This is a genomic window from Asticcacaulis solisilvae (genome assembly GCF_017875235.1).
In the GTDB taxonomy this organism is placed as follows: domain Bacteria; phylum Pseudomonadota; class Alphaproteobacteria; order Caulobacterales; family Caulobacteraceae; genus Asticcacaulis; species Asticcacaulis solisilvae_A.
In genome coordinates this window covers 482,849-501,550 of sequence record NZ_JAGGMI010000002.1, presented here as the reverse complement: position 1 = coordinate 501,550, position 18,702 = coordinate 482,849, and the positions used below count along the sequence as shown (strand labels likewise).

Sequence of the window (18,702 nt, the reverse complement as noted above, 5' to 3'; positions counted from 1 at the left end):
TGCTTGATTGCCCCCCGCGAATGGTCGTAAAACGCTGCGGTGTTCACCGAAGGTTCTCATGCGTATTCTGCTCACCAATGATGACGGCATAGAGGCTTACGGGCTGGCTGTGCTCTATGACATCGCAAAAACCCTGACCGACGACGTCTGGGTGTGCGCGCCGGTTATCGAGCAGTCGGGCAAAGGCCGGGGCGTGACCCTGCACGAACCGCTACGCGTCAAACGCCTGGGGGAAAAGCGCTTTGCCGTGTCGGGAACGCCCACCGACTGCGTGCAGATCGCTGTCAACGACATCCTGCCCGAGCCACCGGATCTCGTCCTGTCGGGAATCAATCGTGGATTCAACCTGGCGCAGGATGTGACCCTGTCGGGTACGGTCGCCGGCGCCCTGCAGGGCATGACGCTGGGTATTCCGTCGATCGCCCTGTCGCAGTGCCTGGACTTCGCTATCGATATCGAAGCGCAATGGCAGGCGGCCTGCGTCCACGGCGCGCCGATCGTCAGCGCGCTGCTGAAGCAAGGCTGGCCATCCGACGTTGTGATGAACGTCAACTTCCCGGACTGTAGCGCAGACGATGTGACGGGTGTGGAAATCACCCGCCAGGGTTTCCGCGACCTGCATGAAATGCACGCCGTCAAGCGTACCGACCCGCGCGGCCGGACCTATTACTGGCTGGACTTCCATAACCTGGAGCAGACCCTGGTCGATGGCACGGATCTCAAGGCCGTGGCCGACCGGAAGATTTCGATTACGCCGCTGCACCTCGACCTGACGCACAATGATACTCTGCATCGCCTGCGCAGGACCATCGGCGGCACCGTCCCCAAACAGATCGACGTCGAGGCGGCGCAATGAGCGAGCCGAAGGAAGAAAGCCGGCTGCATCGCCTGCTGCGCGGCCTGAAAGAGCAGGGCATCGAGGACAGGAAGCTTCTGCACGCGCTGGAATATACGCCGCGCGACCTGTTTGTGCCTGAACTGTTTCTAGACCGGTCGTGGGAAGATTCCGCCATTCCGATCAATTGCGGCCAGACGATCTCCCAGCCCTATATCGTCGGGTTGATGACCCAGGCGCTGAAGATCGAAGGCCGCCACCGCGTCCTCGAAATCGGCACCGGCAGTGGTTACCAGACGGCGATCCTGGCGCGGCTGGCGCGCTACGTCTACACGATCGAACGCTACCGTTCGCTGATGCTGGAGGCCGAAATCCGCCACAAGCGGCTGATGCTGGAGAACATCATCTATCGTTTCGGCGACGGCTGGAACGGCTGGCCGGAACAGGCGCCGTTCGACCGCATTCTGGTCACCGCCGCCCTGCCGGAAGCGCCGGCTGAACTGCTGGGACAACTCAAGCCCAAGGGCATCATGGTCGGGCCACAGGGCAAGGGCTCGACGCAGCGCCTGCTGCGCTACACCAAGTCGGCTGAAGGCGATTACGATATCGAGGATCTGGGCGAGGTGCGGTTCGTGCCGCTGATCGCCGGTGTCGCCAAGGAGTCCTAGAGCGATATGCCAAAAAGTGTGTAGCGGTTTTTGGCAAAATATCGCGACAAAAGACCTAAACCGGCAGTCCCATGGCGCGCATGCCAGGACGCATCTGCTGAAAGCCGAACAGCAGCACGGCAGCGATGGTCGCCGCGAACGCCGCCGGGACAATGTCCTGGCCGAGGCCGATCAGGGCCGGCGTCAGGTGAGGCATGACGATGGCCAGCATGGCGCTGACCGCCATGCCGATAACGCCCAGCACCAGCACCTGCTCCTGGAAACGGCGACGTTCAATCCTGGCCATCACGTCAAGCTCGAAACCATAGTCGCGCGCCGGCACGACGGCGGCGTGATCGTCGGCCAGCAAATCTCTCAGCGAATCGTTGCTCATGACTGCACTCCCAGAAGGGCGTTGAGCCTGTCCCTTCCTTTCTGAATATGCGATTTTACCGTGCCGAGCGGAAGCCCCAAAATCTCGGCGGCCTCGCTGTGGCTGTAGTCGGCGGCGACACACAGCGACACCGCCGCCCGGACATCGATCGGCAATTGCTGAAGCGCCGCCTGGACCGACAGCCGGGTATCAACCGTTGACGACGCGGTTTGCGGCTGCAGATCATGCCATTCCGTGTCGCGTGCGGTCGTCCGCTGAGCGCCGCGCCGGCCGTTGAGCGCCTTGCGGTAGACGATGCCGCAGACAAAGGTGCGGAACGACACGTCGGGCCTCAGGCGATCCAGCCGCGACCACGCCGTGACAAAGGCTTCCTGCGCCAGGTCATCGGCGTCGGCCGGCACCGCGGCCAGGCGGCGGGCAAAGGCCCGCACCGCCTGCTGGTGCTCGGCGACCAGACGCGAAAACGCCTGGTCGGAACCGCGACGGGCGCGCTGCAGCAGTGAAGCGGTGTCCATGATCGATGCTCGGTCCGCAGCGTGATCGGATTATTCCGCGTCCTTGTCGGAATAGGTGTTCTGACGCTTGGAGCCGAACAGGGCCCGAATGGCGGCAATGACGCCCAGCGACAAGGCGGCGACACCAAAGGCCAGCGCGAGAGCGGTAAAGATTTCATGTCCGCCGCCGTATTGGCCATAATAGCCGAAGCCGACAGCCAGGGCGCCGAAGGTGACGATTTGCCACCAGCTGTGGCGGGCACCATGGGGTTTATAATCATACCCACCGTAAGCGCTGGACGCGTAGTCATAGGCGCGTTGTTCGTCGCTCTTGAGCATGTCGAGCAGCGCCTGTGGCGGCTCCTTGCCCTGCTCGGCGTAGGTCTTCAGCAGCTTCAGCGTGCCGCTGCGCTGGTGATAACGGCCGAAGCTTTCGAAGGCAGCGGCAATCATCCAGCCCACAGGGAAGATCAGCCACCAATAGCTGCGAAAAAGCTCTTCCATTGCGTCTCTCCCTTAAAAGGTTTCGCGCTTCAGCGCGTCAGGCACGTCCATGCCGCGATCGATGTAGGTCTTGATGACTTCCAGCCGTTTTCGTTCGATATCGCCGCGCACGACCATGCGGATGATGCCGAGAACCATGAAGCCGAAGGGTATGGAGAGCCACCAGTAGGAGGCCCAGAGTTCAAGGATGAGCTGCCTTGTATCCATGTCCGTATCTCCGATATTAGCAAAAGCCCGCCGCACGGCTGCTTTTGACACTGAATGTCCGCACGGCCGGCGTTTGGATGTGGCGGATGTAAAAATTTTTGCACAAAGGCGATTTATTTGACGCAAACGTGGTTTTGCCCAATTTTCACGCTTTGTTTAGAACATTACTAACGATTCGTTATCCATAGTCGCTGCATGGAACGGCGGCCTCAACGTGCCGCAAAACCGAAGCAGGGGAGCCAGAAATATGACGCCCAACGACCGCCGCCTATACGGTAAACTGTGGCCAATCGGCGCGATCGGCGCCGTCATGCTCATGCTTCAGGCGTGTACCGGCACCATGCCGCAGCCGCGCTATCCCGTTTATATGCAGGACAAGCCCGCCGAAGCGACCCAGACCGTGGCCCAGGCCGGCGATGATGCGCCGCAACCGGCGCCTGAACCGCAACCGTCCGTGACGCCGCAGGGCAATCCGGGCGGCATCCAGACGACGGAATTGGCACCACCGCCTCCGCCACCTCCGCCGCCGCCGGCTAAAGATGACGCGCCGGTACGGGGGGAAACCGCGCCGGTCAAGGACACGCGCGCGGCCTATGTCTACGTCCTGCAGCCCAAGGATACCCTTTACGGCGTGTCGCGCCGCTTCGGAGTGCCGGTGAAGGTGCTATATGAGATGAACGGCCTGGCGCCCAACGCCTCCTTGCGTATCGGCCAGAAGATCCTGCTGCCAGCGACCGCCGTCGACAAGGGCAAGGAAGAGCACGCCAATGGCCCCGGCATGGTCCGCCTCGACCAGGCACTCGCCGCCAAGCCCGCCACACCGGCGCCCGCCGCGACGCCGGTTCCGGCGGCGCCTGCCAAACCGGCGGCGACCAAACCCGCCGTCACCCCTCCGTCGGCGACGACCACCACGACCACGACAACCACCAAGCCGGCCGTGGCGCCTCCGGGCACCAAGCCTTTGACAACGACTACGACGACCACCACTACCACCACACCGGCCAAGCCCGTTACGTCGGCTGGTTTCCCGAGCAATGCGCAGTTGGCGCAGATGGGCAAGGGCCTGTTCACCTGGCCGGTCAAGGGCCGGATCATCGTGCCGTTCGGCCAGCTGGCGCCCAATGTCCGCAACGACGGTATCAATATCGCCGCCGAAGCCGGCACCGAAGTCAAGGCCGCGTCCGACGGTGTCGTCGTCTATCAGGGCGACCAGGTCAAGGAGCTGGGCAACACCGTCTACATCAAGCATCCGAACGGATGGTACACCGGCTACTCGCACCTGCAAACGATGTCGGTGAAGAACAATGAAAAGGTCACCAAGGGCCAGATGATCGGCAAGGTGGGCCAGAGCGGTGTCATCGACCGCCCGCAGCTTCACTTTGAAATCCGTTATACGCCTTCGACGGATATCGCCCGCCCGGTTGATCCAACCCTGGTGCTGCCATAGATTGTTTCTCATAAGACAGAGCCCGGCGCGTCAGGGCCGGGCAGGGCGGTGGATAAATCCATTGACCTTTTTTAGCTTGCTCTTATGTATGGCACACATTTCAGGGCCGGGGGGCGCTTGATCGCGCGCGACCGCCTGGCCTGACCTAAAAGTTCTGAGGAGAACGCCCTTGTTCGCTACGCCCGCTTTCGCCCAAGCCGCCGGTGCCGCTCCTGCTCCCGGTGGGGACCTGTTGTCGATGCTGCCGATGCTGATCGGCTTTGTCGCCATCATGTACTTCTTCATGATTCGTCCGCAGGCGCAGCGCGCCAAGCAGCATAAGGCCATGCTGGGCGGCCTGAAGCGCAATGACACGGTCGTGCTGTCGTCGGGCCTGATCGGCAAGGTGACGCGCATCGAAGACGCCGAAGTCATGCTGGAAATCGCCACGGGCGTGAACGTCCGCGTCGTCAAGGCGCTGATCACCGAGGTTCGCTCCAAGGGCGAGCCGGCGCCGGCCAACGATTCCAAGGCGGCCTAATACCGCAGTTTCAGGCTCTGGATTCTGATCCGGAGCCCTTTTTTGTATCCGGGTTGCTACGACCATGATGAATTTGTCGCGCTGGAAGGTTGGGCTTGTGCTCATCGCTACCTTTTGGGGCCTTCTCTATTCCTTGCCGAACCTCCTGTCCGCCGATCAGCGCGACAGCGTGAAAAGTTTCCTGCCGACGCAGATTCTGAATCTCGGGCTTGACCTGCAGGGTGGATCCTATCTGCTTCTTGAGGTGGATACGGCGGCACTGATCAAGGAAGAAACCAGCAACCTGGTCGAAGACATCCGTACGCGCTTCCGGGAAGACGGCATCCAGTTCAACGGCCTGAATTCTCAAGGCACGACGGTGTCGGTGCGCGTCAACAATGCCGCGGACAGCGACAAAGCCTATAAAATACTCAACGAGATCACTGCGCCGCCCGTCAACGCGCAGCAGACGACGCGCGATGTCGTCGTGCAACGCAAGGCAGACCAGACCTTTAACCTGGTCTACACTGAAGAAGGCATCCGGACGACTTCGGCCGGGGCGGTCGACGCCGCACTGGAGGTCGTGCGCCGTCGCGTTGATGCGCTGGGAACCAAGGAGCCGTCGATTGTTCGTCAGGGCGTCAACCGTATCGTCGTCGAAGTGCCGGGTGAGAGCGATCCCGAGCAGCTCAAGCGCGTGATCGGCCAAACGGCCAAGTTGACCTTCCAGATGGTCGACGACAGTGTGTCCCAGCAGGACGCCATGGCCGGCCGTATTCCGCCGGGTTCCGAACTTCTGCCGTACGAAGAAGGCGGCGGCATGATCGTCGTGCGCAAGCGTGTCCTGGTGTCGGGCAATAACCTCAAGAAGACCAATGTCGGCGCCGACCAGTATCAGCGTCCGGCCATCGAATTCAGTTTCGACAGCGACGGCGCCCGCAAGTTCGGTGAAGCGACCGCGCAGAATGTCGGCAAGCAGTTCGCCATCATTCTCGACGGCAAGGTGGTTTCGGCGCCGCGCATCAACAGTCCGATCACTGGCGGTTCCGGTATCATCGAAGGCAATTTCACCGTCCAAAGCGCGTCTGAACTGGTCAATATCCTGAAGGGCGGGGCTTTGCCGGCGCCGTTGAAGGTTGAGCAGCAACGCACCGTCAGCGCCGAACTGGGCGCGGACTCGGTATCCAAGGGCGCGCTGTCGACGGTCATTGCGCTGATTTCGGTCATCGTCTTCATGCTGCTGGCCTATGGCTTCCTGTTTGGCGGCGTGGCCGTCGCGGCGCTGTTCGTTAACCTGGTGCTGCTCATCGGCGGCATGTCGATGATGCAGGCCACGCTGACCCTGCCGGGTATTGCGGGGCTCATTTTGACACTTGCCGTGGCGGTTGACGCGAACGTGCTGATCTACGAGCGCATGCGCGACGAAGTGCTGGCCGGACGCAGTCTGATCACGGCGCTGGATGCCGGTTTCTCACGCGCCATGGAAACAATCCTGGACGCCAACGTTACCTCGCTGGTTGCCGCGATCATCATGTACTTCTTGGGCGCCGGACCGGTCAAAGGCTTTGCGGTCACCCTGATGCTGGGTATCTTTACCTCGGTCTTCTCGGCCGTGCTGGTGACGCAGGTCCTGGTGGCCGTGTGGTACAAGTGGCGTCGTCCGAAGACCCTGCCGATCTCGAACGCTGTCGCGCCCAAGGCGTGGCCGCTGATCAAGATCCTGCCGATCAAGACCAATTTGAACTTTGTCGCGTTCGCACGCGTCGCCGCCATCATTTCGGTCGTCGCGGTGGTCGCTTCGCTGTTCCTGACCATCTATCCGGGCAAACCACCGTGCGGCGGCCTCAACTGCGGCGTCGACTTCAAGGGGGGCACCGCCTTTGAAATGATGACGCCTGGCAAGGTCATCGACCAGGGGGCCTTACGCGAATCGCTGACGGACCAGGGCCTGCGTGGCGTTCAGGTCCAGGGTGTGGGCGATGGCACGGCCGCCATGATGGCGTTCGAAACGCCGGGCGATGCGGTTGCCAAGGTCGACAGCGTGAAAGCGAAACTGGCCACCGAGTTTCCGGGATCGCAATTCACAAATACGGAAATCGTCGGCGCAAAGGTGTCTAGCGAACTGCTGACCGGCGGTGTTCTGGCGCTGGCGATAGCGATCGGCCTGATGATGATCTATATCTGGTTCCGGTTCGAATGGCAGTTCGGCCTGGGCGCTGTTTTCGGCTTGATGCACGACGTTATCCTGACCTTCGGTTTGTTCGCGCTGTTCAAGCTTGAGTTCGACCTGCGCGCGGTCGCGGCCATCCTGACCATCATCGGTTATTCGATGAACGATACCGTCGTCGTCTTCGACCGCCTGCGTGAAAATCTGCGCAAATATAAGAAGATGCCGTTGCGGGAGATCATCAACCTGTCGATCAACGAGACCCTGTCGCGGACCATTATCACCGGCGTCACGGCCGTCATGGCCCTGACCGGCCTGGCTGTGCTCGGCGGCGAGGCACTGTTCAGCTTCTCGGTCGCCATGATCTTCGGTATCATTGTCGGCACCTACAGCTCGGTCTATGTCGCGGCTCCGGTCATCCTGCTGTGGGGCGTCAACCGTAATGCGGGCGATGCGGAAGTCGTCGACATGGGCGGCTTCAAAGGCAGCAAGAAAGAGAAAATCCTGCCGTGACGGCCTCGGAATGCGAGCCGAAATCGGAAGATGTCCGGCTCGCAGCGTCCTTTATTTCCGATCCCGCAAAGCGGGTGGACGTGCTGACGCTGCATGCCTTTCTCGAAACCCTGCGCGATATCCCCGAGCGGACGACCGAGCCGCTGATGGGCGAAATCCGCCTGCGCTGGTGGTATGAGGCTCTGGAAGAGATCCGTGATGACAGGCCTGTGCGCTATCATCCCTTAACCGAAGCCTTGCAACGCCTGATCGCACAGTACGGCTTGGCCGTGCAGGACCTGCTGGATTGCGTCGAAGGCCAGATGCCGTTGCTCGACAAGGCGGGGCTTGATCTGAAGTCCGCCCTGGGCGTGGTTGATTCCGGTGAGGGTGTCATCGCCCGCCTGTGCGCACGGATTCTTGACAAGGACGGCGATGCCAGCCTGCTCGCCGCACCGGCGCGCTTTTATGGCCTAGCGCAACTAAAGCTGAACCGGCGCCTTAAGGATGCGGGTGAGGTTGAAGGCGCGCATCTGCGCCGCGATGCCGCCAATGCGGCAAGAAAATTACCGGCTGCATTGATGCCGGTGGCCCTGCCGGCGGCGCTGGCCGAAGGCATCTGGACGGGACGGCCGGCAGGTCCCTTAAGCAAGCGCCTGCGCCTGGTCTGGACCTTCGTAACCGGCCGGATTTAGGATTTAGGCTTGTCTTTCTTCTTGAAGATGCCGTCGACCAAGCCGTCATAGGGCATCTTCTTGACGGTCACCGGCGGTGGCGTGGCCGGCAGGATGACCTTTTCCGGATAGGCCTTCCAGCCGCTCATCACCAGATCGCGAAAGCCAGCGCATTTGGAAAGGACACGCACAGTCCCCGTGCCTGGCTTGGCGAAGGGCGGTGATTGCAGGATGTCCGGCCGCGTTGGGTCGATGAAGGTCCAGTCGCCCTTCAGGCCGTAGCCCTTTTCGCCACCGGTGCGAACGGCCGTATAGGCGGTGCGCGCCTGCATTTCGTTCACGCCGAAGCTGATCATGGCGCGGTAGAAGATGTCGTCGGCTTCCTCGCGCTTGCCGGGCTGGCCGATGGCATAGAGCCAGTCGTGAATGATGGCGGCGCGCGCCGTCGGTCCCTGCGGGTCGATCACGCCCTGGCCGAACCACGGCACCGAGGCAAAGTCCGTCACGTACCATTTGGGCACGACGATGACCCGGCCGGTCGCCGCGTCACAGTAGGGGAATTCTTCGTTGAGCGTGAACAGCTTGCGGCCGTTCTTCTGCTTGTTGAACAGGATGACCGGCTGCGGCGTCAGCGAACTGGGCTTGATGGTCGGCGCCACCGGCATATAGACGGTCGTCGTCGTTGTGGCGCACGCTCCAAGCAGCAGGGTCGCACACCCTGCCAGAATCGCCGCCCCCCGCTGCAATCCCTTCATCGTCATCTCACTCAAATCACGCCACTTCCGGTTCCGGAGCCGTATGTAGCCACGAATTAAGGTCATTTAAAGCCCGCAGGCTCATCAAACGCTTCTTGGCGCGGCCGCGTTCTTTCAGTGGTATCTTTTGGCCGTTCTCGTCGGCCTTGGGCGCCTCCATCGGCGGCAGCAGGCCGTAATTGATGTTCATCGGTTGGAACGAGCCGCCTTCGAGGTGGCCGACCGTGATGTGGTTGAGCAGGGCGCCCAGCGCTGTCGTCTCCGGCGGCGTCCCATGGACCTGGCCGCGCGCCTGGGCGGCAGCGAAGCGTCCGGCGAGAAGACCGATGGCCGCGCTTTCGACATAGCCTTCGACGCCGGTGATCTGCCCGGCGAAACGGATTGATTTTCCAGGATAAACCGCCTTCATGCGCAGCTGACGGTCGAGGATTTTCGGCGACTGGATGAAGGTATTCCGATGCAGGCCACCCAGGCGCGCGAACTGGGCGTTTTCAAGACCCGGAATCATGCGGAAGATGTCGGCCTGGGCGCCGTGCTTCAGCTTGGTCTGGAAGCCGACCATGTTGTAGAGGGTGCCGAGCGCATTGTCCTGGCGCAACTGAATGATGGCGTGCGCCTTGACGGTCGGGTTGTGCGGATTGGTGAGGCCAACCGGCTTCATCGGTCCATAGCGAAGGGTCTCGCGGCCGCGTTCGGCCATGACTTCGATTGGCAGGCAGCCGTCGAAATAGGGGACGTGCTCCCACTCCTTGAACTCGGCCTTGGGGCCGTCCAGCAGGGCGTCGATAAAGGCTTCATACTGCGCCTTGTCCATCGGGCAGTTGATATAGGCCGCCGCGTCGCCGCCCGGACCTTCCTTGTCGTAGCGCGACTGGCGCCAGGCCTTGGACATGTCGATGCTGTCTGCGTGGATGATCGGCGCGATGGCGTCGAAGAAGGACAGGTGGCCTTCGCCGGAAATTTCCAGAATGACGTTGGACAGCGACTGCGAGGTGAGGGGGCCGGTCGCACAGACGATATTGTCCCAGTCGGTGTCCATCAGGCCGGACACCTCTTCGCGCACGACGGTTACCAGCGGATGGGCGGCCAGCGCCGCGGTCACCGCGGCGGAAAAGCCTTCGCGATCGACGGCCAAGGCGCCGCCGGCCGGCACCTGATGGGCGTCGGCGCATTTGAGGATCAGGCTGCCGCACCGGCGCATCTCTTCGTGCAGGAGACCGACGGCATTGAACTGCCAGTCATCCGAACGAAAGGAGTTCGAGCAGACCAGTTCGGCGAAACCATCGGTGTGATGGGCGTCGGTGGTTATGGTCTGGCCGTCGCCGTCTCTACCGCCGCGCATTTCGTGCAGGATGACGGGCACGCCTTGGCTGACGATCTGCCAGCAGGCTTCCGAGCCCGCCAGCCCGCCGCCGATGACGTGAATAGGTTGGATTTGACGTGTCATCCCCGGGCTCTATCGCATGCGGACGGGCATGAAAAGACCTGCCGCCTTCACATGTGTGTCTTGATTACCAAGGACAATGTTATTTTGCGCCGCACGGAAAAATATCCTTCTCACGAGAATGGATTTGTTTCTAAATGGTAAATGATCCGATTGTCGCCAAAGGCTCTATGTTGTAAGGGTCTCGCGAGAGGAAAAGGGGTGGGGTTCCGATGAGTACGAGGCCGTCGTTTTCGCTTGGACGCGCCCTGTCGGCGGCGTTTGCCGGCCTGCCGTCGATGTGGAGCGGCGCGTGGGCGGTCCTCATCCTGTGGGCAGCGGCGGGCGCATTCCTGCCGCAACTGAATCCGCAATCCATCCCTGCCTTTGTCATTAAGGCGGGTACAGCGATCCTTCTCCTGATCTTCCAATATGTGGCTTATGGCGCGCTTTACCGCATCGCCCTGTTCGGCCGTAATGCGGGTAAGGAAGGCCTCGGGTTTGGCGGTCTGCAACTGGCCTGGCCTGAGTTGCGCCTGTTTCTGGCTGAGTTGATCGTCGGCCTGTTCGCAGTTCTTATCGTGGTGGCGATCGGCGTTGTCTTTTTTATCGCCTTCAACACGGCCGGCATGGCCGAAGGTCACGCCGACACGTTTGACGCCTTGCGCGCCATGATCCAGCGTCACGAAGGCAAGGACTGGATTTTTATCAGCTATCTGGCCGCGGCCTGGGTCTTCCTGATCTTCCTTAGCCTGAAATTCGTGCTGATGGGCGCCGCCAATGTGGCCGAACGCCGCTTGGTGACATTGAATGCTCTGGGCTTGAGCTCGGGCAATGTCGGCAAGCTGTTCATCGGTCTGATTGTCCTGTTTGTGCCGTTCGTGATCGTGGCGATCGTCGTCACCGCTGGCGCCGGTGTCGGTGGCGTTACCCTTGGGCACGGGACGTCGGGCCTGCTCGTGGCGCACTATGTACTGCAGGCCGTGACGGTTTTTCTTCTGATCCCGGTCATGATCGGATTTTTGTCTTCGGCTTACGGGCAGATTGTGGCATCACGCACTAGATAAGTGCCACACGCCTGTTTGAGTTGAGGACCACATGAAACTGCCGTTCGACTTCGCGTTCGAAGGGTTTCGCATCATCCGTGAAAAGCCGTCGCGCCTCTTGCCCTGGGGCCTGCTGACGCTCCTGGGTTTCACGGCCAGCGCACTGATCATGTGGACGATGGCCGGGACGGCCATGGGTGAGCTTGAGCAGGCCGCCGCCGGCAACGATCAGGCGGCGTTGCTGGCCGCGTACGCCAAGATCGGTCCGGCCTACGCCCTGGCCTTTCCGATCAACATGCTGATCCAGGTCGTTATCGCTTGCGCCATCTTCCGCGTGGTGCTGCACGACGCCCCTCTGTCATTCGGAGGCCTGCGGCTGGGCATGGACGAACTGCGCCAGGTCGGCGTCACCATCCTGTTCTGGATCATCTTTTTCCTGATCTATCTGCTGGCCGTCCTGCCGGGCATCATCATCGGCGCCAGCTTTTCAGCTATCCTGGGCGGCCCGTCGACACCGGCCGGCATGGTGGGCGTGTTCCTGGGGCTGATTCCCACGCTCCTGGCCATCTTCTATATCGGTTCGCGTCTGTCCCTGTGCTTTGTCCAGAGTTTCGACCAGAAACGCATCAATCTTTTTGGCTCCTGGGCGCTTACAAAAGGGCACGCCGGCACCTTGATGTTGGGCTATTTCCTAGCGCTCGCCACGGCGACGATCGTTTTCGTCCTGTGCCTGGGCATTTTCGCGGCTCTGGCAATTGCGGCTTCGGGCGGCGACTTCAACGCCTATTCGCGCATGCTCGATTCGGCGCGCCTGGGGATCCAGGGCCTCGGCAATCCGGTCACCGTCGCCTACCTGTTCGTCAGCAACGGCATCGTCGCGCCGCTATTGATGGCTATCAGCTTCGGCGCCCCCGCCGCGGCCTACAAGCGCCTTGCCAATGGCGGCGTCAGTGCTGAAAACGTGTTCTGAGGCCTGAACGGACGCCATGGAATTACGTTTGAATTTTGCCCTGGAAGGGTTTCGCCTTCTGAAGGCCCGGCCAAAGCTCTTGCTGTTCTGGGGGTTGGTCTGCCTGTTCGGCTACGGCATCTGCGCGCTCCTGCTCGTGGCGATCGTCGGTCCGCATCATGGCGATATCCTGGCCTTCAACAAAAAGCAGGACGACGTGGCGCTGGCGCTCCTGATCGCCGGCCGTATTTTTACCGCCCTGGCGGCGTGTACACCGGTCTACCTCATCACCTCGACCGTGCTGATTTGCGCCATCTGCCGCGCCAGCCTGGAGGCCGGCGATGACCGGCTGGGGTATTTGCGTTTCGGCTTGACGGAACTGCGTGTGCTGGCTGTTCAGGCAGCGACATTCGGCCTGTCCGTCGGTCTTTTCTGGGCGGTGGCGATTGCCTGGTCTATCCTGGGGTTGCCGGTTCAGTTCACGCCCATAGGTATATTCATCGCCTTTTTGGCTGTGGCCTGGCTGCGGTTGCGGCTGTCGCTGAACGCGGTACAGAGTTTCGCCACGCGCCGCGTCGATATCTTCGGCAGCTTCCAGCTGACGCGCGGTCGGTCGATCGCACTATTGGGCGGGTATCTCCTGGCCTTCGGGCTATCGATGATCGTCAGCTATTTGTCCGAAGCGGCGATCGACGGCGTGACCTTGCTGGCCTTCGGGCAACAGCAGGCCAATATCCCGCTCAACCTGACCAGCCTGGATGCCTTCCTGACACCGCCGCGCGTAGTGATTCTCGTCCTGTGGCTAGGGCTGGCGTGGCCGCAGACGACGGCCATTATCCATGGCGCGCCGGTGGCCGCCTATCGCGATATAGCTGGCATCAAACCCTAATTAGATCGGTATGATTTTAAGTGGAAACATCATACCGATCCAAGTTTTTGTTTTGTCGCGATGTTTAAGGCGAAAACCGCTTACACTTTTCGCCATATCGCTCTAGCTTCCGGTGACGTGCAGGAAGTCGCGCTCGTTGCGGGCCTGAATGGGGCGTGAGTTCGGCCCAACCAGGCGTTCGAAGGCATCGGCCTGTTCGACGCTGACGCTGAGCGGCGAGGAATAGACCATCCAGGTGACGCCTTCCTTGCACGGGGGCGTCGTCAGCGAACCGGAATAGACATAGAAGTCCTCGGTCGCCGGCATCAGGTCTTGCGGATTGATCAGCAGGTCGGCCAGCGGCACCGGCTTGCCGGCCTCGGTCGGCAGATAGGTCCACAGCGAGCCCAGCATGGGATCGGCCGCGCCGATATCCGACAGCACGCCGATGACCAGCAGGTCGCCCTTGGCATTCTCATGGACGAAATGGGTTTCGAGCACGGCGCGGTGGCCGTTGATGGCGTGTTCGCTCGGGGAATGGAAGTGGAATTGCTTCAGCTTGTAGGGGACGCCATCGACCGTGATGCCACCGGCGTCGGTCAGCGCGACCTGGATGGTGTGGCCGTTGTTCTGAATGGTCGCCGCCGAAGGCTGGTAGTCGAAAACTACGCGCGCCGAACGCTGCTTGGTAATGCCGGCGATATCGATGGGCGACTGGCGGTGGCCGGACTTGCAGACGGAATTATCGCCGCCCAGTTCCGCCCAATGGTCGGGACCGTCCTTGCCGCCATAGCTCCAGTGGTGCAGGGTAGCGGGGACGACTTCGCCGTGTTCACCGCCGTGACCGCCGCCATGCGCATCGCCGTGCGCCGCGTCCTTCTTGGACGAACAGCCGGACAGGGCCATCAGGCCGGTGGCCAGACACAGGGCGAGAAGGGAGGGCGATGTGAGTCTCATGCCGCCACCTTCGCGCGAAATGGTTAAGGCTCTTTAAAGCCCGTTAACCATCTGTTTCTCGTTAGGACGCGCAATTTATCCCAAAATCGGTGACTTCTTTTGGGATTGCGCTCGCGTGCCTACTGCGCCGGCTCCAGATGCCGCTGGCGGTGCTTGGCCAGCATGTGCTTGAGATACTTGCCGGTCCATGACTTCGGATTGTCCGACACCTGTTCCGGCGTGCCCGACGCCACGATCTCGCCGCCGCCATCGCCGCCTTCGGGGCCGAAATCGAGCAGCCAGTCGGCCGTCTTGATGACATCGAGATTGTGCTCGATGACGACGACCGTATTGCCGTTGTCGGTCAGCTCATGCAGCACTTCAAGAAGCTTGCGTGTATCCTCGAAGTGCAGGCCGGTCGTCGGTTCATCCAGGATGTAAAGCGTCTTGCCGGTGGCGCGCTTGGACAGTTCCTTCGACAGCTTGACGCGCTGCGCCTCGCCGCCCGAAAGCGTCGTCGCTTGCTGGCCGATCTTGATGTAGCCCAGGCCCACGCGTTCCAGCGTCTTCATCTTGTCGCGGATCGACGGAACGGCCTTGAACAGTTCCGCGCCTTCCTCGACCGTCATGTCCAGCACGTCGGCGATCGAATGGCCCTTGAAGACGATATCGAGTGTTTCGCGGTTATAGCGCTTGCCCTTGCAGACGTCGCAGGTGACATAGACGTCGGGCAGGAAGTGCATCTCGATCTTGATGACGCCGTCGCCCTGGCAGGCCTCGCAGCGGCCGCCCTTGACGTTGAAGCTGAAGCGGCCCGGGCCATAGCCGCGCGCCTTGGACTCGGGCAGGCCCGCATACCAGTCGCGGATCGGGCCAAAGGCGCCGGTATAGGTGGCCGGGTTCGAGCGCGGCGTGCGACCGATCGGCGACTGGTCGATCTCGACGATTTTGTCGAAGTGCTCCAGGCCTTCGATCTTGTCGTGGGCCGCCGGGTGGGCCGAGGCATTGTTCAGCCGCCGCGCCGCCGCCTTGTACAGCGTCTCGAGCGTAAATGTTGATTTGCCGCCGCCGGACACGCCGGTGATGCAGGTCATGACGCCAACCGGGATCTCGCCCGTGACGTTTTTCAGGTTGTTGCCGCGGGCGCCGATGACCTTCAGCATCTTCTTCTTGTTGATCGGCCGGCGCTGTTCATTGTGGCCTTCGCCGTAGAAGAGCGGGATCTCGCGCTTGCCCGTCAAGTATTGACCGGTGATCGAGTCCTTGTTTTTCCGCACCTGGTCGGGCGTGCCCTGGGCAATGATCTGGCCACCATGGACGCCGGCGGCCGGGCCCATGTCGATGACATAGTCGGCCTGCAGGATGGCGTCCTCGTCGTGCTCGACCACCAGCACCGAATTGCCGAGATCGCGCAGGCCCTTGAGGCTGACCAGCAGGCGGTCGTTGTCGCGCTGGTGAAGGCCGATCGACGGTTCATCCAGCACATAGAGCACGCCGGTCAGGCCGGAACCGATCTGCGACGCCAGGCGGATACGCTGGCTTTCGCCGCCGGAAAGCGTGCCGGAATTGCGCGAAAGGTTCAGATAATCCAGACCCACATCGTTAAGAAAGCGCAGGCGGTCCTTGATTTCTTTCAGAATTCTTCGTGCGATATCGAGCTGCTTCTCGCTCAGCTTGTCTTCGATATTGCTGAACCACAGGTGCGCCTGCTTGATTGACAGGGTCGAGATGTCGGCAATGGTTTTGGCATCAATCTTGACGGCCAGGGCTTCGGGCTTGAGACGCGCGCCGTTACAGGCTTCGCACGGCGTTTCGGACTGGAAGCGCGCCAGGTCTTCGCGCACCCACGACGAGTCGGTTTCGCGCCAGCGCCGGTCCATGTTGGGAATCACGCCTTCGAACGGCTTGGTGACGTCGTAGCGGCGTGATCCGTCCTGATAGGTGAACTTGATCTTTTCGCTGCCGGACCCGTTGAGGATGACATCGCGGATCTTTTCCGGCAGCTTTTCCCACGGGCCGTCCATGGTGAATCCATAGTGGATTCCAAGCGATTGCAGGGTCTGGGCGTAGAGCGGCGAGGGGCCTTTTGACCACGGCACAATGGCGCCGTCGTTCAGCGACTTCTTCGGATCGAGGATCAGGTCGCGGTCGAAGGCCAGTTTCACGCCAAGCCCGTCGCAGGTCGGACAGGCGCCGAACGGATTGTTGAACGAAAACAGGCGCGGTTCGATCTCGGCGATCGTAAAGCCGGAGACCGGACAAGCGAACTTTTCCGAAAACAGGATACGCCTGGGCTCGGTCTCACCTTCAGCGATATCGGCCAGCTCGGCCACCGCCAGGCCATCGGCCAGGCGCAGGGCGGTTTCAAGCGAATCCGCCAGACGACCCATGATTCCGTCTTTGATAACAACACGATCGACGACAACATCGATATCGTGCTTGAAGTTTTTCTCGAGCTTGGGCGCGTCCTCGATGGCATAGTATTCGCCGTCGATCTTGAGGCGCTGGAAGCCCTGCTTTTGCAACTCGGCGATTTCCTTGCGGTATTCGCCCTTGCGGCCGCGCACATAGGGCGCCAGCAGCAGCAGGCGCGTGCCTTCAGGGAGCGACACGATCTTGTCGACCATCTGGGAGATGGTCTGGCTTTCGATCGGCAGGCCGGTCGCCGGCGAATAGGGAATGCCGACGCGCGCCCACAAGAGGCGCATATAGTCGTGGATTTCCGTCACGGTGCCGACCGTCGAGCGCGGATTCTTCGACGTCGTCTTCTGTTCGATCGAGATGGCCGGGGACAGGCCTTCGATCAGGTCGACATCGGGCTTGGACATCAGTTCCAGGAACTGGCGGGCATAGGCCGACAGCGATTCGACGTAGCGGCGCTGGCCCTCGGCATAGATGGTGTCGAATGCCAGGGAGGACTTGCCCGAGCCCGAAAGCCCGGTCAGCACGACCAGTTGGCCGCGCGGGATATCGACGTCCACGCCCTTCAGGTTATGCTCGCGCGCGCCGCGCACCTTGATGAAGTCCTGATCGTGATGCGGGTTCGCCATGACGCGTGGATATCCTCAGTACTGACAAGGCCGATTATATAGGTCCTTTGCCAAGTTTTGCCAGCAGTGACAAGAACATTGTGGCAACATTTTCGTAAGGCTGGCATTCTTTACCTTATGCAGCGGTTTTGCCTGTATCTGTCAGCACATGTATTGCGTGTGACGCGATACGTGACACAGTAAGACCGGAATCAGCCGGCAGGGTGCTACCCCGGGATGCACATCTATCAAAAGACACACGCCGTGCTGAAACGGGCGGCGTACGAGGTCGAAGCCTCTCTGGCATGGCTTGGCGCCGCCGGCACGCCGCGATCGCGCATGATCGGATCGGCCGCGACGGTCCTGGTCATGCATGCGCTGGTCCTGTGGCTGCTGGTCATCGCCAACCCGAAAGCCCTGCCGTACCGCGAACTGGATACAGAGCCGGCAATTGACACCGAGCTCTATGAGTTCGTGCCGCCCGAAGAGCAGGTCGAGCCTGTTCCGACGTTTCGTCCCCGCGAAGTTGTCGAGCGGCCTGTTGAACGACAGGTTGAGCCTGAGCCCCAGCCCCAGTCGAAACCCGAGCCGGTGCCCGTGCCTCAGCCCGCACCGCAGATGGCGCAAGAGACCTACAGGGCCCTGCCGCAAGCCGTCACCCAATCCCGCGAGGACCTGGACCCGGTTCGCAAGGTGGATACACGTCGGCTGAACGACCAGGCCTTGCGCACCGAAACCGATGCACCCAGCGTGGTTGCCGAACGCGACGCCGCGGAACAAGCCAAGCTGAACGCGAAGAAGAAGGAGGACGAGGGGCGGATCGAGGCACAGCGGCGCGAAGCCCTGGCCTCACCGGGCGCCAGCGACCTGAACCTGCATGAGACGCCCATGCCCTCGATACCGAATATCGCGCCCTCAGGTCTGGCGGCCGATACACCTGGCCGGTCATCGGGCGGCGGTGCGCCACCGGCCGGCGGCGCCGCGACGGGCGGTGGCCTGAAAGGCGGACGCAGCGGCGTCAGCCAGGCCCTGATGAATCACGAATCGTGCGTGGCCCTGCAACAGGCCGGCAAGCCTATTCCGGCGGGCTGCAATATGAAGCAACTGGTGCAGATGCAGGGGCTGGGTACCGGCGATCCGGCCGGGCGGGCGCATTACGGTCCGATCGTCGCCAAGAAGGAAGCCTATGACGATTACAAGCGTTCAGGGGGCAATGCCGACTACTGGAAGCGGGTAAACACGGTCGGCAAGGACAAGTTCGATCGGAATCCGCCATCGAAGGGCGCTTATTCCAACCCTAAGGATGCGCGCGTCAAGGGACAGTAAACCCGGGCTG

Annotated in this window: 18 protein-coding genes; 10 read left to right on the top strand and 8 right to left on the bottom strand. The window is 61.5% G+C overall.

Features of this window, described 5'->3' with window-relative positions:
- Positions 1–58 precede the first annotated feature (58 nt).
- Positions 59–856: a 5'/3'-nucleotidase SurE gene (surE, locus tag J2X24_RS05470; protein WP_209717778.1), complete on the top strand. Its 798-nt coding sequence runs from the start codon at positions 59–61 to the stop codon at positions 854–856.
- Entirely contained in the window at positions 853–1,503 is a 651-nt protein-coding gene (locus J2X24_RS05465) for a protein-L-isoaspartate(D-aspartate) O-methyltransferase (RefSeq protein ID WP_209717775.1), read from the top strand. Before surE ends, J2X24_RS05465 begins: the two co-directional genes overlap by 4 nt.
- 55 nt (positions 1,504–1,558) lie before the next feature.
- On the opposite strand, the gene J2X24_RS05460 is transcribed toward J2X24_RS05465, so the two are convergent.
- Genes J2X24_RS05460 through J2X24_RS05445 form a run of 4 tightly spaced genes read right to left on the bottom strand, consistent with a single transcriptional unit; the run spans position 1,559 to position 3,081 of the window.
- On the bottom strand, positions 1,559–1,876 hold the full coding sequence (locus J2X24_RS05460; protein ID WP_209717772.1) for a hypothetical protein: 318 nt from the start codon (positions 1,874–1,876) through the stop codon (positions 1,559–1,561).
- Positions 1,873–2,391, bottom strand: coding sequence for an RNA polymerase sigma factor (locus J2X24_RS05455; RefSeq protein ID WP_209717768.1), 519 nt, complete (start codon positions 2,389–2,391; stop codon positions 1,873–1,875). Before J2X24_RS05455 ends, J2X24_RS05460 begins: the two co-directional genes overlap by 4 nt.
- A gap of 30 nt (positions 2,392–2,421) precedes the next feature.
- Positions 2,422–2,874, bottom strand: a complete 453-nt coding sequence (locus tag J2X24_RS05450) for a hypothetical protein (RefSeq protein WP_209717737.1) — start codon at positions 2,872–2,874, stop codon at positions 2,422–2,424.
- Between the two features lie 12 nt (positions 2,875–2,886).
- On the bottom strand, positions 2,887–3,081 hold the full coding sequence (locus tag J2X24_RS05445) for a hypothetical protein (RefSeq protein ID WP_209717735.1): 195 nt from the start codon (positions 3,079–3,081) through the stop codon (positions 2,887–2,889).
- Positions 3,082–3,328: 247 nt separating this feature from the next.
- Between J2X24_RS05445 and J2X24_RS05440 the strand changes: the two genes are divergently transcribed.
- From J2X24_RS05440 to J2X24_RS05425, 4 genes are all read left to right on the top strand, one after another.
- Positions 3,329–4,528: a M23 family metallopeptidase gene (locus J2X24_RS05440; protein ID WP_209717734.1), complete on the top strand. Its 1,200-nt coding sequence runs from the start codon at positions 3,329–3,331 to the stop codon at positions 4,526–4,528.
- 169 nt (positions 4,529–4,697) lie between these two features.
- Positions 4,698–5,048, top strand: a complete 351-nt coding sequence (yajC, locus tag J2X24_RS05435) for a preprotein translocase subunit YajC (protein ID WP_209717733.1) — start codon at positions 4,698–4,700, stop codon at positions 5,046–5,048.
- Positions 5,049–5,112: 64 nt separating this feature from the next.
- A complete protein-coding gene (gene secD, locus J2X24_RS05430; RefSeq protein WP_209717731.1) occupies positions 5,113–7,707 on the top strand; it encodes a protein translocase subunit SecD in 2,595 nt (864 codons plus the stop codon).
- Positions 7,704–8,381 (top strand): squalene/phytoene synthase family protein, encoded by a 678-nt coding sequence (locus J2X24_RS05425; RefSeq protein WP_209717728.1) that lies wholly within the window; start codon positions 7,704–7,706, stop codon positions 8,379–8,381. The genes secD and J2X24_RS05425 overlap by 4 nt, the downstream gene beginning before the upstream one ends.
- Here the strand turns inward: J2X24_RS05425 and J2X24_RS05420 are convergent.
- Both J2X24_RS05420 and trmFO read right to left on the bottom strand, forming a co-directional pair.
- On the bottom strand, positions 8,378–9,115 hold the full coding sequence (locus tag J2X24_RS05420; protein ID WP_209717725.1) for a DUF1353 domain-containing protein: 738 nt from the start codon (positions 9,113–9,115) through the stop codon (positions 8,378–8,380). The genes J2X24_RS05425 and J2X24_RS05420 overlap by 4 nt on opposite strands.
- Positions 9,116–9,131: 16 nt before the next feature.
- Positions 9,132–10,562 (bottom strand): methylenetetrahydrofolate--tRNA-(uracil(54)-C(5))-methyltransferase (FADH(2)-oxidizing) TrmFO, encoded by a 1,431-nt coding sequence (trmFO, locus tag J2X24_RS05415; RefSeq protein ID WP_209717722.1) that lies wholly within the window; start codon positions 10,560–10,562, stop codon positions 9,132–9,134.
- A gap of 209 nt (positions 10,563–10,771) precedes the next feature.
- Between trmFO and J2X24_RS05410 the strand changes: the two genes are divergently transcribed.
- From J2X24_RS05410 to J2X24_RS05400, 3 genes are read left to right on the top strand one after another with little or no spacing between them, the layout of a single operon-like run.
- Positions 10,772–11,605 (top strand): hypothetical protein, encoded by an 834-nt coding sequence (locus J2X24_RS05410; protein WP_209717718.1) that lies wholly within the window; start codon positions 10,772–10,774, stop codon positions 11,603–11,605.
- A gap of 31 nt (positions 11,606–11,636) precedes the next feature.
- The gene (locus J2X24_RS05405; RefSeq protein ID WP_209717713.1) at positions 11,637–12,554 is read left to right on the top strand and encodes a hypothetical protein; all 918 of its coding nucleotides are present in this window, start codon (positions 11,637–11,639) and stop codon (positions 12,552–12,554) included.
- A gap of 16 nt (positions 12,555–12,570) precedes the next feature.
- Complete coding sequence (locus J2X24_RS05400) at positions 12,571–13,422, top strand: hypothetical protein (RefSeq protein ID WP_209717710.1); 852 nt, start codon at positions 12,571–12,573, stop codon at positions 13,420–13,422.
- A 102-nt stretch (positions 13,423–13,524) separates the two neighbouring features.
- Here J2X24_RS05400 and J2X24_RS05395 read toward each other — a convergent pair whose 3' ends face one another.
- Together J2X24_RS05395 and uvrA are read right to left on the bottom strand one after the other, a co-directional pair.
- Positions 13,525–14,358: a carbonic anhydrase gene (locus tag J2X24_RS05395; protein ID WP_209717706.1), complete on the bottom strand. Its 834-nt coding sequence runs from the start codon at positions 14,356–14,358 to the stop codon at positions 13,525–13,527.
- Positions 14,359–14,477: 119 nt separating this feature from the next.
- Positions 14,478–17,387 carry an excinuclease ABC subunit UvrA gene (uvrA, locus tag J2X24_RS05390; protein ID WP_209717703.1) on the bottom strand — a complete coding sequence of 970 codons (2,910 nt, stop codon included), beginning with the start codon at positions 17,385–17,387 and terminating at the stop codon, positions 14,478–14,480.
- 216 nt (positions 17,388–17,603) lie between these two features.
- Between uvrA and J2X24_RS05385 the strand changes: the two genes are divergently transcribed.
- Positions 17,604–18,692 carry a hypothetical protein gene (locus J2X24_RS05385; RefSeq protein WP_209717701.1) on the top strand — a complete coding sequence of 363 codons (1,089 nt, stop codon included), beginning with the start codon at positions 17,604–17,606 and terminating at the stop codon, positions 18,690–18,692.
- The last annotated feature ends 10 nt before the right edge of the window (positions 18,693–18,702 follow it).

Excerpts from the sequence above, each read along its gene's own strand:
- surE (WP_209717778.1), top strand. The coding sequence starts at position 59 with ATGCGTATTCTGCTCACCAATGATGACGGCATAGAGGCTTACGGGCTG.
- J2X24_RS05465 (WP_209717775.1), top strand. The coding sequence starts at position 853 with ATGAGCGAGCCGAAGGAAGAAAGCCGGCTGCATCGCCTGCTGCGCGGC.
- J2X24_RS05460 (WP_209717772.1), bottom strand. The coding sequence starts at position 1,876 with ATGAGCAACGATTCGCTGAGAGATTTGCTGGCCGACGATCACGCCGCC.
- J2X24_RS05455 (WP_209717768.1), bottom strand. The coding sequence starts at position 2,391 with ATGGACACCGCTTCACTGCTGCAGCGCGCCCGTCGCGGTTCCGACCAG.
- J2X24_RS05450 (WP_209717737.1), bottom strand. The coding sequence starts at position 2,874 with ATGGAAGAGCTTTTTCGCAGCTATTGGTGGCTGATCTTCCCTGTGGGC.
- J2X24_RS05445 (WP_209717735.1), bottom strand. The coding sequence starts at position 3,081 with ATGGATACAAGGCAGCTCATCCTTGAACTCTGGGCCTCCTACTGGTGG.
- J2X24_RS05440 (WP_209717734.1), top strand. The coding sequence starts at position 3,329 with ATGACGCCCAACGACCGCCGCCTATACGGTAAACTGTGGCCAATCGGC.
- secD (WP_209717731.1), top strand. The coding sequence starts at position 5,113 with ATGATGAATTTGTCGCGCTGGAAGGTTGGGCTTGTGCTCATCGCTACC.
- J2X24_RS05420 (WP_209717725.1), bottom strand. The coding sequence starts at position 9,115 with ATGAAGGGATTGCAGCGGGGGGCGGCGATTCTGGCAGGGTGTGCGACC.
- trmFO (WP_209717722.1), bottom strand. The coding sequence starts at position 10,562 with ATGACACGTCAAATCCAACCTATTCACGTCATCGGCGGCGGGCTGGCG.
- J2X24_RS05410 (WP_209717718.1), top strand. The coding sequence starts at position 10,772 with ATGAGTACGAGGCCGTCGTTTTCGCTTGGACGCGCCCTGTCGGCGGCG.
- J2X24_RS05405 (WP_209717713.1), top strand. The coding sequence starts at position 11,637 with ATGAAACTGCCGTTCGACTTCGCGTTCGAAGGGTTTCGCATCATCCGT.
- J2X24_RS05400 (WP_209717710.1), top strand. The coding sequence starts at position 12,571 with ATGGAATTACGTTTGAATTTTGCCCTGGAAGGGTTTCGCCTTCTGAAG.
- J2X24_RS05395 (WP_209717706.1), bottom strand. The coding sequence starts at position 14,358 with ATGAGACTCACATCGCCCTCCCTTCTCGCCCTGTGTCTGGCCACCGGC.
- uvrA (WP_209717703.1), bottom strand. The coding sequence starts at position 17,387 with ATGGCGAACCCGCATCACGATCAGGACTTCATCAAGGTGCGCGGCGCG.
- J2X24_RS05385 (WP_209717701.1), top strand. The coding sequence starts at position 17,604 with ATGCACATCTATCAAAAGACACACGCCGTGCTGAAACGGGCGGCGTAC.